Source organism: Robertmurraya mesotrionivorans, assembly GCF_050971805.1.
Lineage (GTDB): Bacteria > Bacillota > Bacilli > Bacillales > Cytobacillaceae > Robertmurraya_A.
In genome coordinates, this window is sequence record NZ_JBPCCH010000003.1 from 203,713 (window position 1) to 220,284 (window position 16,572).

Annotated in this window: 14 protein-coding genes; 1 reads left to right on the forward strand and 13 read right to left on the reverse strand. The window is 39.9% G+C overall.

Annotated features, from left to right (window positions below; all coding sequences use genetic code 11):
- The 4 genes from hflX to miaA form a co-directional block, all read right to left on the reverse strand.
- Window positions 1-685 (reverse strand): GTPase HflX (hflX, locus tag ACRX5O_RS07325; protein ID WP_433905356.1); only part of this gene is annotated, 685 nt, incomplete at its 3' end.
- Between the two features lie 102 nt (window positions 686-787).
- The gene (gene spoVK / locus ACRX5O_RS07330) at window positions 788-1,729 is read right to left on the reverse strand and encodes a stage V sporulation protein K (protein ID WP_119707623.1); all 942 of its coding nucleotides are present in this window, start codon (window positions 1,727-1,729) and stop codon (window positions 788-790) included.
- Window positions 1,730-1,934: 205 nt separating this feature from the next.
- The gene (gene hfq, locus ACRX5O_RS07335; protein WP_430773982.1) at window positions 1,935-2,174 is read right to left on the reverse strand and encodes an RNA chaperone Hfq; all 240 of its coding nucleotides are present in this window, start codon (window positions 2,172-2,174) and stop codon (window positions 1,935-1,937) included.
- The gene (gene miaA / locus ACRX5O_RS07340; protein WP_433905357.1) at window positions 2,171-3,169 is read right to left on the reverse strand and encodes a tRNA (adenosine(37)-N6)-dimethylallyltransferase MiaA; all 999 of its coding nucleotides are present in this window, start codon (window positions 3,167-3,169) and stop codon (window positions 2,171-2,173) included. The genes hfq and miaA overlap by 4 nt, the downstream gene beginning before the upstream one ends.
- Window positions 3,170-3,428: 259 nt before the next feature.
- On the opposite strand from miaA, the gene mreBH reads away from it, so the two are divergent.
- Entirely contained in the window at window positions 3,429-4,436 is a 1,008-nt protein-coding gene (gene mreBH / locus ACRX5O_RS07345; RefSeq protein ID WP_433905358.1) for a rod-share determining protein MreBH, read from the forward strand.
- A 57-nt stretch (window positions 4,437-4,493) separates the two neighbouring features.
- Here the strand turns inward: mreBH and ACRX5O_RS07350 are convergent, their stop codons facing one another.
- The 9 genes from ACRX5O_RS07350 to ACRX5O_RS07390 all read right to left on the reverse strand — a co-directional run bounded on the left by ACRX5O_RS07350 (window position 4,494) and on the right by ACRX5O_RS07390 (window position 16,401).
- Window positions 4,494-4,901: a hypothetical protein gene (locus ACRX5O_RS07350; RefSeq protein WP_433905359.1), complete on the reverse strand. Its 408-nt coding sequence runs from the start codon at window positions 4,899-4,901 to the stop codon at window positions 4,494-4,496.
- 115 nt (window positions 4,902-5,016) lie between these two features.
- Entirely contained in the window at window positions 5,017-5,463 is a 447-nt protein-coding gene (locus ACRX5O_RS07355) for a hypothetical protein (RefSeq protein WP_433905360.1), read from the reverse strand.
- Between the two features lie 149 nt (window positions 5,464-5,612).
- Window positions 5,613-7,469 carry a DNA mismatch repair endonuclease MutL gene (gene mutL, locus ACRX5O_RS07360; protein ID WP_433905361.1) on the reverse strand — a complete coding sequence of 619 codons (1,857 nt, stop codon included), beginning with the start codon at window positions 7,467-7,469 and terminating at the stop codon, window positions 5,613-5,615.
- A gap of 21 nt (window positions 7,470-7,490) precedes the next feature.
- On the reverse strand, window positions 7,491-10,085 hold the full coding sequence (gene mutS, locus ACRX5O_RS07365; protein WP_433905362.1) for a DNA mismatch repair protein MutS: 2,595 nt from the start codon (window positions 10,083-10,085) through the stop codon (window positions 7,491-7,493).
- 137 nt (window positions 10,086-10,222) lie between these two features.
- Window positions 10,223-10,762, reverse strand: a complete 540-nt coding sequence (locus tag ACRX5O_RS07370) for an outer spore coat protein CotE (RefSeq protein ID WP_119707616.1) — start codon at window positions 10,760-10,762, stop codon at window positions 10,223-10,225.
- A 758-nt stretch (window positions 10,763-11,520) separates the two neighbouring features.
- The gene (locus ACRX5O_RS07375) at window positions 11,521-11,955 is read right to left on the reverse strand and encodes a YlbF/YmcA family competence regulator (protein ID WP_433905363.1); all 435 of its coding nucleotides are present in this window, start codon (window positions 11,953-11,955) and stop codon (window positions 11,521-11,523) included.
- On the reverse strand, window positions 11,956-13,503 hold the full coding sequence (gene miaB / locus ACRX5O_RS07380; RefSeq protein WP_433905364.1) for a tRNA (N6-isopentenyl adenosine(37)-C2)-methylthiotransferase MiaB: 1,548 nt from the start codon (window positions 13,501-13,503) through the stop codon (window positions 11,956-11,958). It lies immediately after the preceding gene.
- Between the two features lie 297 nt (window positions 13,504-13,800).
- Window positions 13,801-14,667, reverse strand: a complete 867-nt coding sequence (locus tag ACRX5O_RS07385; RefSeq protein ID WP_251515593.1) for a 2-oxoacid:ferredoxin oxidoreductase subunit beta — start codon at window positions 14,665-14,667, stop codon at window positions 13,801-13,803.
- Window positions 14,668-14,670: 3 nt separating this feature from the next.
- Complete coding sequence (locus ACRX5O_RS07390) at window positions 14,671-16,401, reverse strand: 2-oxoacid:acceptor oxidoreductase subunit alpha (RefSeq protein WP_433905365.1); 1,731 nt, start codon at window positions 16,399-16,401, stop codon at window positions 14,671-14,673.
- Window positions 16,402-16,572 lie beyond the last annotated feature (171 nt).

Below are 16,572 nucleotides of genomic sequence, written 5' to 3' on the forward strand. Positions count from 1 at the left end.
ATTGATTTTCCTCATACGAATCCGCTTCCGTTAAACGATTGAATAATGTCGATTTCCCCGCATTCGTATACCCGACTAACGCCACTTGAAAGGCTTTATTCTTTTTCCGACGCTCACGATAACGATCACGATGCTGCACAATCACCTTGAGCTGTGCTTTAATATCATCAATTCTTCTTCGAATATGTCTCCGATCGGTCTCGAGTTGGGTTTCCCCCGGACCTCTCGTCCCAATTCCTGCACCAAGTCGTGAAAGTTGCGTTCCTTGCCCACCCAACCTCGGAAGAAGATATTGAAGCTGGGCCAATTCGACTTGAAGCTTCCCTTCTTTAGAACGTGCACGTTGGGCAAAAATATCCAAAATTAATTGAGTTCGATCAATGATTCTTGCTGAGATGTCTTTTGATAGATTTCGGACCTGACTAGGCGAAAGCTCATCATTAAATATGATAATATTTGCTTCCGTTTCCTCCTCTAATGCTCTCAACTCTTCAACTTTCCCTTTACCTATGTATGTAGATGGATGGATTCTGTCTCTTTTTTGAGATAATGTTGCTTGTACTGTACCTTTTGCGGTTTCCGTTAAAGAAGCTAGCTCCTCCATAGAATAGTGAAATCTTTCGTCATCCTCTACGGTTTGACAACCCACAAGAATCACCTTTTCATACTCATGCTTTTGCTCCAAGAAATCACCTCATCGTCCTTTTTTATATCATACCAAATATTCGTTTTTAATACTAATCCGCTACATAACGAACAAAGCAGGCTACTTGTAGCCTGCTCCATTCTAGTCATCTTCTTCAAATATAAGATCATTGCTTCGTATCGTCATTAAATCATGCCTGTCGAAGTTACTTATCATTAACAATCTCATTGCCTGAGCTCGGATCGATTTTTCGAGAACATTTCTAACATATCGCCCATTCGAGAAGCCAGCTGGGCTAAACGCTGATTTCACCCATATGAGATGCTCCCGAAGCTTCTTTTCTGCTTCATGGCTTAATGTGTATTCCTTTTCCTTCAGCATTCTCTGCCCAATTTCCATCAGTTGCTCAATGCTGTAATCTGGAAAATCGATGACAAGGGGAAACCGAGAATGTAATCCAGGATTGAGTGTGAGAAAATCATCCATTTCTCTCGAATAACCTGCCAAAATTAGGATGAACTCATGCTGCTTATCCTCCATATGTTTGACGAGTGTGTCAATGGCTTCTTTACCAAAGTCCTTTTCTCCGCCTCTTCCAAGAGAGTAGGCTTCGTCAACAAATAGAATTCCCCCGAGCGCTTTCTTAACGAGATCTCTTGTTTTTTGGGCAGTATGTCCGATGTATTCACCGACTAGATCGGCCCGTTCCGCTTCAATTAAATGACCTTTGGAAAGGACATTCATTCGCAGAAATAACTTCCCAATTAACCTAGCAACAGTAGTTTTCCCTGTTCCAGGATTTCCTTTAAACATCATATGGAGCGCTTGTTTCCCCGCTTTTAATCCAGCTTCTTCCCTTTTTTTGTTCACATATATCCATGCGTAAATTTCCTTTATCATTCGCTTCATTTCTTCCATTCCAACAAGCGCACCAAGTTCTTCCTCTATCTCCTTTAATGCTGCATGCTCTGGGGGAATGGCCTTTGGAGCCACATATGGTTCGGTAACAGTGGGTTTTCGTTTCTGAGAATTTAAGACAATGCTGATTTGTCCATTGTTTTTCATTCGAATTGGTTGGTCCAAAGCTTTCACCTCACATTATAAAACAGTATACGCGCTTGGTGCATGAATTGTGACAATAGCCTATTTTTAGTGATATTTACTCCTCTGGCAGTAGCTCATGCTTTTCCCATTATTTAAGCGATTACTCTATATGTATTCAAAAAAATTTATTTTAGAAATCAAAGACCCGCTTCCGTGAAGAAAGCGGGTCTTGAATGAAGTTCCATTATTGCTGCTGTGGACCTTCTAAATCAATTTGTACATTGCGCAGTGGAGAGAAAGTAGAAATGGCATGCTTATATACAAGCTGTTGCTTCCCTTCCGATTCAAACAGAACCGTAAAGTTATCAAAGCCTTTGATTTGTCCTCTTAATTGGAAGCCATTCAACAAAAACACTGTTACACTTGTACTGTCTTTGCGAAGTTGATTTAAAAACTGATCCTGGATATTAATGGCTTGCTTCATAATAAATCCTCCTCTTTTATCTCTATTTCATATGTATTCGATTTTATTTTTAGCTTTCCTTCAATATACGTAGAAATTTCAGTATTTTTTTTTTGAATCTGTTGTTCATTTGTCACATCTGTCATATCAAACCATGTAACATCCATTTTATTTCGGAACCATGTAAGCTGTCGTTTCGCGTATCGACGAGAGTTCTGCTTTAATTGCTCGATCGTTGTTTCAAGCGATTGTTCTTTAGAAAAATAACGAAACCACTCCTTATAACCAATGGCTTGTAAAGCCTGTGTATGCATAAGCCCACGGTCATATAGCTTTTTCACTTCTTCTTTTAGACCTTCTGTAATCATTTCATCTACTCTTGCATTAATACGTTCATACAAGCGTTCACGTTCCATTGTTAAGCCAATGATAGAAACTTCATACAATGGTTCAATCACTTGCTCCGATTGTATTTCCGTTAACGTTTGTCCGGTTGTCAAATAAACTTCTAATGCACGGATGACACGACGAACATTATTCGGATGTATACGATCCGCACTTACTGGATCTACTTGAGACAACTCTTTATGAAGAACTTCCACCCCATCTGTCTTCACTCGGTCTTCCAGCTGTTGTCTCAGTTCATCATTATTCGGAGCATCAGAAAATTGGTAATCATAGATGGCTGATTGAATGTACAGTCCCGTGCCACCAACTATCATTGGTAGCTTTCCTCTATTGGTGATTTCCGTAATTTTCATGCGTACAAGCTCCTGAAACTCGGCTACTGAAAACGTCTCATCTGGATTCTTAATATCAATGAGATGGTGAGTAATTCCTTCCATTTCTTCTTGCTTAATCTTGGCTGTTCCGATATCCATTTCTTTATATATTTGCATCGAGTCACCACTAATGATTTCACCATTAAATCTCTTCGCTAACTCAATGCTCGTCCTCGTTTTCCCAACGGCTGTTGGTCCAATTAAGACGACGACTTTTTCCTTCTCCTGTATCATGCTGACACTGCCTTTACAAATTACTTTAGATGCATTGTAGTATAACATGGAACACCATTAACATAAAACTAGAAGCAGGTAAGCCTCTATGCATTATAACCAGATTTTTACCCGTTATACCTTTGTCATACACTTCCATTTCTTTCTTTTTACATTACAATTATATAACGATTCGATAACAATCGACAGAGAACCCCCAAATTCGTGCTACTTTATATGAAGAGTGTAAAGAGACTTAAAATGAATTGGTGGGATAGATATGTTTGGAACGTTAGAGATTGGAATTGATTTAGGTACAGCAAACGTACTTGTATATAGTAAAAATAAAGGGATTGTCTATAATGAGCCATCTGTAGTTGCACTAGATACTACAACGAATAAAGTCGTAGCGGTGGGACTAGAAGCAAAAGCAATGATCGGAAAAACACCTGGTAAAATTACAGCGATTCGTCCTCTAAAAAACGGAGTTATTGCCGATTATGATATTACTTCGGAATTATTAAAGTACATTATTACAAAAGCTTCAACCAGAATGGGGTTAACAATTCGAAAACCTAATGTGGTAATTTGTACACCAGCTGGCTCTACGAGTGTGGACAAAAGAGCCATTCAGGATGCCGCAAAAAACGCAGGTGCAAAAAAAGTCTATCTTATTGAAGAACCAGTGGCCGCTGCGATTGGAGCTGGACTTCCGGTGGATGAGCCTGTTGCCAATGTGGTAGTAGATATTGGTGGAGGTTCTACTGAAGTAGCGATTATATCATTCGGAGGCGTCGTTGCCTGCCACTCTATTCGCATTGGCGGCGATCATTTGGATGACGATATTATTCAGTATGTAAGAAAAGAATACAATGTTCTGATTGGAGAGCGCACTGCCGAGCAAATTAAGATGGAAATCGGTTATGCCCTTGTGGACCATGAAAAAGAAGTGCTAGAAGTTCGCGGAAGAGACCTGCTAACCGGTTTACCCAAAACTATCGAACTACATTCCTACGAAGTTCGTGATGCTATTAAAGAATCACTGCTTCATATACTAGAAGCTGTCCGTGCTACGTTAGAAGACAGTCCAGCCGAGTTAAGCGGTGATATTGTAGACCGAGGAGTCATTTTAACAGGTGGAGGATCTCTATTAAAAGGCATGGAGCAGTGGCTAAGCGAGCAAATCTTCGTTCCCGTTCATTTAGCTAATGAACCGTTAGAATCAGTAGCTATTGGTACGGGTAGGGCACTTGATTATCTTCATAAGTTACCTTCTGTGGCAAGGTAACTAACCCATAAGCTTCGAAAAAGTCCCACGGTTTCACCCGTTGGGACTTCTTCGTTTTTAATAGTACCATCGACCTTTAGTATCAAAGAGAGCTCCACCGAGCAACCCCGCACCAAATCCTAGTAACCCAGCACCGAGCGGACTAATCCCTCCACCATATCCCATTCCAGGACCACCACCAAAACCTAAGCCGTATCCGCCTCCAAAACCAGGAGTAAATCCAGGTCCTCCGTACGGAGAAGGATATCCATAGCCTGAATGACCGAAGCTTGGTGCTCCATAGCCAATAAATGGACTATAATTGGAACCTCCGATACCAACCTTGCTCGGCACCTGATCTTCAAATCCATAGTATTTTGCATCAGGATAACCAAAACTATCAAATTGGGAAAACGGATTGTAGTTTGGATATCCACCAATATTCCCCATACCGAAAGGGAAAGGTCTTCTCATTACTCGTTTCAATTGGCATTCCCCTTTTTCTTCTAAGTTGTATACATGATACTATATGTACTTATCCCAAAAACGGGTATATATCACGGATAAATAGGCATAAAAATAGCCCCTAAGAAAAGGAGCTCTACTCAATATGCTTTTTTCTCATTCTGTTAAAGTAAATAAATATCGGAAGAGGAATGACGATAAATCCTAAGCTTTTAATCATTTGATTTTTGGCATTTTCTCTAATTCTCGCTTTTTCATCTTCCACCAATTGTTCATAATCGGCGCGTAGCTCTTCCTCGCTAATTTGAGTGTTTCCTCCTACCTTTTCGCTCTCACGCATCATTTCGTAATCGGAGAAGCTCTGGTAATAGCCTGCCGGGCTCACTAAGTCAGCGGTAGCCATAAATATGGAAATTCCACCACCAATGACCATCATTAAGGTCGCAAATAATACTAAATATGTGTATAAGTGTCGTATCATGGTTTCTTCATCCTCCTTGTTTTTGTTTTTCGCAATATAAGCAATGGCAAAAATAACGATGACAGCTGGAAGAATTGTCGTTAGCAATCCAAAAACAAACATTCATCCTCCCCCTTTCTACCTTCAATATATAGGATAATCGATGTGCAAGCTATATAATTTGTTCGACACTTTTCTTATTTTTGCCCTTTTTGTGTAAAATTACTCCGATAACCAAAAAAAGAAAAACTGGATTCTATTGAACCCAGTTCTTACATTACACGTTTAAACATTTTTTCCATTTCATAGGTAGAATAATGAATAATAATTGGCCTTCCATGCGGACAGGTAAACGGATCTGAAGTAGATCGCAGCTCGTCTAACAGCGCCTGTATTTCATCCTGCCGCAAATGATGGTTAGCTTTTATGGAGGCCTTACAGCTCATCATGATGGCCGCTTCTTCACGCAGTTTATGAATATCGACCTTTTTCATTTGTAGAAGCTGCTCAATCATTTCCTCCATAAGCTCTTTCTCTTCCCCTTTTGGGAGCCACTGTGGATGTGAGCGAAGAATAAAGCTGTTGTGTCCAAATGGCTCTAAGAACACACCCACTCTCTCTAACTCGTGTTGATGTTCCATAATCTTTAGCGCTTCATCAGTAGAATACTCTAGTGTAATCGGCACGAGTAACTCTTGAAGCTCACTTTGAACATCTCCCACCTTTTCACGAAAGTACTCATATTTAATTCTTTCCTGTGCCGCATGCTGATCAATAATATAAAGCCCTTTTTCATTTTGAGCAAGAATATACGTTCCATGCATTTGGCCGATTGGATAAAAAGGAGGAACTCTTAATTTTGATTCATTTAGAAGATCCCTTTCAACTACGACTTTCCCTTCTATCTCACCCTCCGCAACTGTTGCCGTCCTAACAGGAGCAAGGGGTTCTTCTTTTACCATGGAAACAGGTATTTGAATCGCTTCTACTCTTTCCGTTGTAATAGGTTCTCTTAATATGGACTCTGTAAAAAAGGTTCTCTCAACCGGGAGCTCTTTTTCCACCACATGATCCAGCTCGAGAAAGGTTTGCTCTGATTGTGGCTTTTCTTTTTTCTCTGGTTGAATAAAACCTGATGGAATTAGCTCTTGGCTTTTAAATACCTTTTTAATTGCATCTGTAACGAGCTGGTTTAACTCTTGCTCCTTACTTAAACGTACCTCCATCTTAGACGGATGCACATTTACATCTACTAAAATGGGATCCATTTCGACTGACAATAAAACAATCGGATATCGGCCAATTGGTAATAATGTATGATAGCCTTCCTGCACTGCTTTTACTAGAGGATAGTTTTTTATAAAACGCCCATTAATCATGGTAGAAATATAGTTCCTTGACGCTCTCGTAATCTCAGGAAGAGCAATCCAACCTTTTACATTATAATCTAGTGAAGTAGCTGAAATAGGAACCATTTTCTTCACGATGTTTACTCCATAAATGGCCGCTAAAACTTGACGGACATCACCGTTTCCAGTGGTGTGAAGGAGCTTTCGATCATTATGAATCAGGCGAAACGAAATTTCAGGATGGCTTAGCGCAAGACGGTTCATAATATCCGTAATATTCCCAAGCTCTGTGTGAACGGTCTTCAAATATTTTAAGCGGGCAGGCGTGTTGAAGAAAAGGTCCGTAACAATAATGTCGGTTCCTTTTCTGGCAGCCGCTGCTTCATGAACCTGCAAAACTCCACCCTCAAACACGACTCTTGAACCGACCTCACCCGTTGATGTTTTCATTTCAAAACGACTTACCGAAGCGATACTGGGCAATGCTTCTCCACGGAACCCAAGTGTTCGGATCCGAAACAAATCATCATCGTTTTTTATTTTACTAGTCGCGTGACGCTGAAACGCCATTAGTACATCTTCTTCTGAAATACCGTCACCGTTGTCGAGTATTCGGATTTTACCTAATCCCGCTTCCTCAACCTCTACTTCAATCACAGTACTACCTGCATCAATTGCATTTTCAACAAGTTCTTTTACAACGGATGCCGGTCGTTCAACCACTTCTCCGGCAGCAATTTTATTCGATAGTCGATCATCTAATTGAATGATTTTCCCCATCGTCTCACCTCCCTGAGATGTTTAGCTCTTTGCCTGCTTATGAAGATCAAATAGAATATTAAAAGCCTGCATAGGAGTCATTTCTAATATATTTAGCGATTTCAAAGACTCAAGTGTCTTCTTTTCCTTCGATGATAGGTTTGCTTTTGCTTCAACCTTTGGTTCAGCAAAAAATGACAGTTGAGCATCTTCTGACACCTTATTCGGTACTACTTTCTTTTCTTCTTTGGCAGTTGTGTTGTCACCTGACTCTAATGCTTTTAAAATTTCATTCGCACGAGCAATCAGTTCCTTTGGTAGCTCCGCTAGCTCTGCCACGTGTATTCCGTAGCTCTTATCAGCTGCTCCCTCTTTGATTTTATGAAGGAACACCACTTTTCCATTTTGCTCAATCGCGCTTACATGGACGTTCTTTAACATCGGAAGCTGCTCTTCGAGAACGGTTAATTCATGGTAATGAGTAGAGAATAATGTTTTCGCCTCAATTCGTTCATGAATATACTCAATGATTGACTGCGCTAACGCCATTCCGTCGTAGGTCGAGGTTCCTCGCCCGATTTCATCAAATAGAATTAAGCTATTTTGGGTTGCATTAACGATGGCATTTTTTGCTTCAAGCATTTCCACCATAAACGTACTTTGTCCAGAAATTAAATCATCTGCTGCTCCAATTCTCGTAAACACTTGATCAAAGATTGGGAGCTTGGCCTCATCTGCCGGAACATAACAGCCAATCTGAGCAAGAATCGAAGTGAGCGCAATTTGTCTCATGTACGTACTTTTCCCTGACATATTCGGTCCAGTAATTAATAGTACCTCTCGTTCTTCCCCCATATGGCAGTCATTTGGCACGTATTCCTGAGCATTCATGACCTTTTCAACAACCGGATGACGACCATTTTTAATCACCAATTGTCTGTCAGTAGTAAAGCTTGGCTTTGTGTAATGACGCGCTTCACTAATTTCTGCAAAGCATTGCAAAACGTCCAGCTCACTTACGACCTTAGCCAATCTTTGTATATGTGGAATATATTCCTTTACGTACTCACGAATGGTTGTAAACAACTCATACTCAAGCTCTGTACTTTTTTCTTCCGCTTCTAAAATCAATGTCTCTTTTTCTTTTAAATCCGGAGTAATAAAGCGTTCAGCATTTGCGAGTGTTTGCTTTCTTTCGTACTGACCTTCTTTTAATAAGGAAAGATTCGCACGAGTCACTTCTATATAATAACCAAACACACGGTTGTATCCGATTTTAAGCGATTTGATTCCCGTTTTTTCACGCTCTTCTTTTTCAAGCTCGGCAATCCACTGCTTTCCATTACGGCTCGCATAACGGTAGCGATCAAGTTCTTCATTGTACCCGTCGGAAATGATATTTCCCTCTTTAATTGAAAGCGGTGGATTGTCAACAATCGCTGTTTCTAATAAATCGGTTATTTCTTCGCATGGTTCAAGCTTGTCTGCTAAACGTTTCGTAGCTTCGTTTGGTAAATTCTCAACCATACTTTTTAATAACGGAATTTGTAGAAGCGATTTTTTTAACTGTATTAGATCTCTTGCATTCACATTACCAAATGCAATCCGTCCTGCCAGGCGCTCTAGGTCATAAACTTCCGTTAGCTTTTCACGGATTTCTTGGCGTTCAAAATAATAGCTAAAGAGCGTATCTACAACGGAATGGCGAAGCTCGATTTGTTGCTGATTGATAAGTGGACGATCTACCCATGACTTGAGCATTCTGCTTCCCATCGCCGTTTTTGTTTCATCCAGTAGCCATAGAAGAGAGCCTTTTTTGCCTTTCGATCGAATCGTTTCTGTTAACTCGAGATTACGTTTCGAGTAATAATCTATTTTCATATATTGATCTACTGTATAAAACCGAACAGCCTGAAGATGATCAAGCGATCTTTTTTGTGTTCGATATAAGTAATTAAATAATCTTGCGGCCGTCTGCTTAAGCTCATCATTGGTTAAGTGTGACAAAAGAGCTTCAAACGAAAAATAACTTTGAATATCTTCTTCCATTGAGAGCGTCACTTGACCTCGTTCACGAATTTTTTTCTGCAGTTCGTCCGAATGAGAAGCAGAAATGACCACCTCACGAGCACCAGAAGTTGCAAGTTCATTTAGAACTTCATCCATGCTCTTTGTGATGGTTACTTGAGATTCCCCTGTAGTCAGATCACTCACCGCAAACCCATACTGATCATCGGAGAACTTAGAGATGGACGCTAAATAATTGTTTTCTCTCTCATTCAGTCCTCTTCCTTCCATCATCGTTCCAGGTGTGATTAACTGAACTACTTCTCTCCGAACCACACCTTTTGCCTGCTTCGGATCTTCCGTTTGTTCACAAATCGCGACTTTAAATCCTTTTTCAATTAACTGTTCAATATATTGAGGAGCAGCATGGTAAGGAACCCCACACATAGGGATACGATCCTGAGACCCACCATCTCTGCTAGTTAGTGTAATTTCTAGTACTTGTGAAGCCTTGACGGCATCATCAAAAAACATCTCGTAAAAATCCCCAAGACGAAAAAATAAAAAGGCATCCTGATACTCTGCCTTTACCTTTAAATATTGCTGTATCATCGGCGTATATGTAGCCATACAATCCTCCAAAACCCTAATTCTTTCATTCACTCTGATCATTATTATAACATAAAGAATGAAGGGAAAGGTTTTTTGGAAGCTGTAAATATCAGCCACAAAGAAAAACTAGGAAGTGAAACCTTCCTAGTTCGCCATTACTCTTCTTCGTCACAGATTAAGAAATCTGGATTTAAATCTTCAAACTCTTCGTCTTCGACATCTAATCCCCAGTCGTCGTCGCAGTCACAATTATCGTAAACAGCTACACAAACCACTGTTTCCCCAATTACTTCTACAAGAAACTCTCTTTCCACATGAACGATAATTGCATTACCGTTCGGTGAGATAACAGCTTCTATGCAGTTTGGCTGCTGAACGACACGAGCAATAACATCGTTGTCATCATGGCAATCTGGATCGCGGTACTTTAACTTAATGACGTCACAATAGTCAACTCGTGCAGTTACTACTTCAGTTCTTGTATTATCATTAAAGGAGTACCAAACGTTAATGTCATAGTAGCCGTGAATCTCGACTTTTTTTCCAACCTTTTTAGCTTCATACGTATGATTGATAATCCAGCAACCAAGGATGCTAGTCGGTTGGTGATCCGGGCGAATCGTATCGTTAGACTGTGTAAACTTACGTCCTTTCGCTACGACCGCTTTTGTAATAATCTCTCTGTAATCTGCCATTGCGAGCGAACCCTCCTCATTCATTTTCACTTCATCCTATGCGGGACATTAGACTAGTGTGATAATATTTTTCATGTTTGTATTTCTTTCGGCATTAGGTGGCGGATATAGTGCATTCTATGCGAATACCCAGAAAAGGTGAGAAATTATGTAAGGGGGCTGGGGAATTCTATGGAATATTGTATTGGTTGAGGGATATGTGACGGTGGGTGTGGTTGGTCATTTGTAGGGTGAAGATCATTTTTGGACGTTTTTTTTACTGGATAGTTTATTAAGGTTAATGAACTTCAGTTGGGTTGGATTTTTTAACGGTTTTGATCTTTATTGGGTTGATGAACTTCATTTTGATTGGATTTTTTAACGGTTTTGATCTTCATTGCGTTGATGAACTTCATTTGGGTTGGGTTCTTTAACGGTTTTGAATTTCATTGACTTGATGAACTTCATTTTGATTAGATTCTGTTACGGTTTTGATCTTCATAGGCTCGATGAACTTCATTTTGGCTGGATTCACTACCAGTTTTGTCCTTCATATACTGATGAAGACGTTGCAGATGCTCCCGCTATCAGTTTTGTCCTTCATAAGCCCGATGAAGGACGTTATAACGGGATTTCCGAGCTGTTTCGGTCTTCATAACTCCAATGAATACCTTTTCGGCTAGATTTGTACCCCTTTCCAGTCTTCACTCCCCTTCAAAACCGAGTCGCATACAAAAAAGACCCTCGTTTCCCAAACGAGGGTCTTCTTAGTCTTCATCTTAGTGATGGGAACAGCTCTGATTCTTATTGTTAACCTCTGCACCTGTTTCTCCACTTAGGACATTTCCGCCCGTTGACAAGATGACTTCATCTGTTACTTTGTTGGAGATGGTGTTAGCCACTAATTGCAGTAGTTCATTTACGTCTACTTGTGATTGCTTAAATTCCTGTACTACAGGGATAGAATCCAATTCTTCTTCAATAGAAGAAATTTTATCTTCTGTTTTCTTAAGAGCTTCTGCTTTTCCATAGTGCTGCAAATTAACAGCTTGCTTTTGCAACCCTTTAATTTGCGAGATAAGAGAGCTTACTTTTTCATTGCTATGAATTTGCGCTTCCGCTTTCTTGAAAAAATCTACTTCTTCTGTGCTCGCGATCATGGAAGCTAGTTCTTTTGCACGTGCTATAATATCATCTTTTGTGTACTTCGCCATTTATTTCACCTCTACCGCTTGAGTTTCTTCCACCATTTCCCCGTTTAATGACCATGTTTTTGCTTCTGTGATTTTTACTTTTACAAGCTTACCAATTGCTGTTTTTGGCCCAACAAAGTTTACTAGCTTGCTTTTACGAGTGTAGCCAGCAAGTACATCCGGGTTGTTTTTACTTTCCCCTTCAACTAATACTTCCACTACTTCCCCATGATATTTCTTCATTGCTTCTGCAGACATTTCATTTACCAATGCGTTTAAGCGCTGTAAACGTTCCTTCTTCACTTCCATTGGAACGTTATCCTGCATTTTAGCCGCTGGCGTTCCTTCACGTGGAGAATAGATGAATGTATAAGCAGATTCGTATCCTACTTCACGGTATAAGGAAAGCGTTTCTTCGAATTGTTCTTCCGTTTCATTCGGATATCCTACAATGATATCTGTAGTGAAAGAAGCATTAGGAATAGCTGCTTTAATTTTGCGAACAAGCTCTAGGTATTGTTCTCTTGTGTACTTACGAGCCATGATTTTTAGTACTTCTGTAGAACCAGATTGAACTGGAAGGTGTATATGCTCAACTAAGTTTCCACCCTTAGCAAGTACCTCAATTAAGTGATCGTCAAAATCACGCGGATGACTCGTTGTAAAACGAATACGTGGAATATCAATCTTACGGATCTCATCCATTAAGTCACCTAAACCGTACTTCATATCTTCAAAATCTTTTCCGTAAGCATTTACGTTTTGTCCAAGAAGCGTAATTTCCTGATATCCTTGCGCTGCTAGCTGGCGAACTTCTTGAATGATGTCTTCAGGACGACGGCTACGCTCTTTTCCGCGAGTAAATGGAACGATACAATACGTACAGAACTTATCACATCCGTACATAATGTTTACCCATGCTTTAATATTTCCACGGCGGATCTTCGGAAGGTTCTCAATAACATCTCCTTCTTTAGACCATACTTCCACAACCATTTCCTTAGACATGTAAGCTTCGTGTAGGATATTTGGTAAGCGGTGAATATTATGCGTTCCAAAAATCATATCCACTTGGTGGTATGTTTTTAGGATTTTATTAACAACCGATTCCTCTTGAGACATACAGCCACAAACTCCGATTAATACATCTGGGTTTTGCTGCTTTAAATGTTTAAGATGACCTAGCTCACCAAACACTTTGTTTTCAGCATTCTCACGGATCGCACAAGTATTTAATAAAATAACATTTGCATCCTCAACAGAGTCTGTTGGCTCATAGCCTAGCCCCATGAAAATACCAGCCATTACTTCTGTATCATGCTCATTCATTTGACAGCCGTACGTACGAATATAAAATTTACGACCTTGTCCCATGCCTTTAAATTCTTCAGGAAGTGAGAAATCCTTATGGTACTTTACTTCTTCTTTCCCACGCTTTTTCGCGTCTTTTAACGATGGTGGAGTATATACTGTTTCAAAAAATTTACTGTAATCCTTATCGGATTTTTTGTCCGAAGAATTACCTTCCTGCACTGCTTGTTGGCTTTCTAATCGTTGCTTTTCGTTCATAATTGTTTCTCCTTTCACTGCAATAATCAAACATTTTAAAAATACAACCAAACGAAAATATTATTTTCGTATAGTTAGATCGTTGATAGTAGAATGAATCACATTAGTTAAGTATAAATGGTTGAACAACTGAAAACAATATAAAAAACTTAACCAATCGTTAGCGGTTTCATTCATTACAGCAAATAATTTTACCCCTTATCACGTTCATTGAAAGTGATAGTTATCACAAATTACCAGAAATATACCGCATAGAGAAACCCCGAGATGTTCTCGGGGTTTCTTGTTCATTCCAGCTTACATAAACTCGGAAACTAATTTATTAAAATGAGCTTCATCTAATTGAAGGTCATGCTGAGATAAAGGTGTTTCAGAGTAACCGTTAATTAGTTCCTGGTAAGATTTACGCTCTGTATCTTGATAAATCAAGCCTGTTACTAATCCGTTATGCTTCATTAGAGTTTGCATCGCCATTTCACGGTTAGATGAATCATAGCCTTCCACATCAGCTAGCTTTGTTAAATTTTCCTTAAACCAGTCGTATGTGTTGATTTTATTGTATGTCACACATGGACTAAACACGTTGATTAAAGAGAAACCTTTATGCTTAATACCAGCTTCAATAATCGCTGTTAAGTCTTTTAAGTCTGTAGAGAAGCTTTGTGCCACAAATGTTGCACCAGCAGTTAAAGCCATTTCCATTGGAGAAATCGGCTGTTCGATTGATCCTTGTGGCGTAGACTTCGTTTTGAAGCCTGCTGCCGATCTTGGGGATGTTTGACCCTTTGTTAAACCGTAAATTTGGTTATCCATTACGATGTAAGTGATATCGATGTTTCGACGGATAGAGTGAATAGTATGACCCATTCCGATCGCGAAACCATCTCCATCTCCCCCAGATGCAATAACCGTCAAATCACGATTCGCCATTTTTACCCCTTGGGCAATCGGTAAAGAACGTCCGTGAATGGAATGGAATCCGTAAGAGTTTATATATCCTGAAATACGTCCAGAGCAACCGATACCAGAAATAACCGCTAAGTTATCTGGCTCTAACCCTACATTCGCAGCAGCACGTTGAATTGCCGCTTGAACAGAGAAATCGCCGCAGCCTGGACACCAGTTAGGCTTCACGTTGTTTCGAAAATCTTTAAACGTCGCCATAATTTAGAACAACTCCTTGATCTTTGAATGGATTTCATGTGGTAGGAATGGATTTCCGTCATACTTTAAATGCTTTACTACTTTCTCAGCATGTCCTACATTCATCTTCAGAATGTTTGCTAACTGTCCAGTTGCGTTGTTTTCAACAACTACAACCTTTTTAGCTGCTTTGACTAGTGGAAGCATTTCGTCAGTAGGGAACGGATGAATCAAACGTACATGCGCATGATTCACTTTCACTCCATCCTTCTCAAGGCGTGTCATAGCTTCTTCAATCGCTCCTCTAGTTGAGTTAAAACCAACAACTAGTACATCCGCATCCTCATGTGGAGCTTGAACGTGAATTGGCGTATTAAATTTGATGTTCTCAACTTTACGGAAACGCTTATCCATTTGTGCATTACGGTTTAATGCTGATTCTGATGGTTTACCTGTTTCATCATGTTCTACACCTGTTACGTGGTGAATTCCACCCTTTACCCCAGGAATAACACGAGGAGAAATACCATCTTCAGTCACTTCGTAACGCTTAAAGTAATCTTTTGAATCAGATTCTGGTAGTTCAGTAACAAGTTTTCCGCGTCGAATTTCTACCTTACTAAAGTCTAAAGGCTCAACCGTTTGCTTTCCTAAAGAAAGTTGAAGGTCAGATAAGACGATAACAGGCACTTGGTACTCTTCAGCAAGGTTAAATGCCTCAGCTGTATCGTAGAACGCTTCTTGTACTGTACTTGGAGCCATAACAATCTTAGGAATTTCTCCGTGAGTACCATAGATCATGGCCATTAAATCAGATTGTTCTTGCTTTGTTGGTAGTCCCGTAGATGGACCCCCACGCTGTGTATCAACAATAACAATTGGTGTTTCGGTAATTCCAGAAAGACCGATTGCCTCCATCTTCAACGATAATCCCGGACCAGCTGATGCAGTGATCGCACGAACACCTGCATAGTTTGCACCGATTGCCATCGTACATGCCGCAATTTCATCTTCTGTTTGAATAACTGTTCCACCAAGAGCAGGTAGTTTTTTAATTAAATACTCCATGATTTCAGAAGCAGGAGTAATTGGATATGCTGCCATAAAGCGACATCCGCCAGCTAATGCACCTAGCGCAATCGCATCGTTACCAATCATGAACAAACGTTGTTTTCCATCTGCCTTTGCTAATTGCATGATTGCGGCGTCTTGAATTTGTTCCTTCATTGCTGTATATCCAGCTTGGATCGCTTCCATGTTCTTATCAACCACAGACTGTCCTTTACGTCCAAAAATTTCTTGAACTACAGACTCAAAAACGTTAATATCTAAATCTAGCACTGCACAAGTAGCCCCAACAGCCACCATGTTTTTCATTAATGATGTACCTAATTCAGTTGCAATATCTGTAAATGGAACCGCATACAAAGTTGCATTTGTATCCGTTGGTTTCACAGGATTAAACTTCGCATCTGCAATCATCACACCATTGTCATGAAGTTCTTTGTAATTTAAGTCAAGCGTTTCCTGATCAAATGCCACTAAGATGTCTAAGTCGTCTGAAATAGAGCGAACCTGTGACGTGCTTACACGGATTTTGTTATTAGTGTGTCCACCTTTAATACGAGATGAAAAGTGGCGGTACCCATATAAATAGTAACCTAATCGATTCAAAGCAATAGAGAAAATCTCCCCAGTACTTTCAATACCTTCCCCTTGCTGCCCGCCAACTTTCCAAGAAAGTTGATTGATCATGTCTTACACCCCTTTGGATACGTTAAGAAATATGTAAAAACGTTTACTTTATCAATAGTGTAGCACTTTTCCGATTGTAACACGAAGATTTTGACTCTCGTTTTCATAGAGTAAAAATGTGAGAAATGGAAGGGTACTAAACGCTTTCAATTCTAGACCTATGTGAAAAAA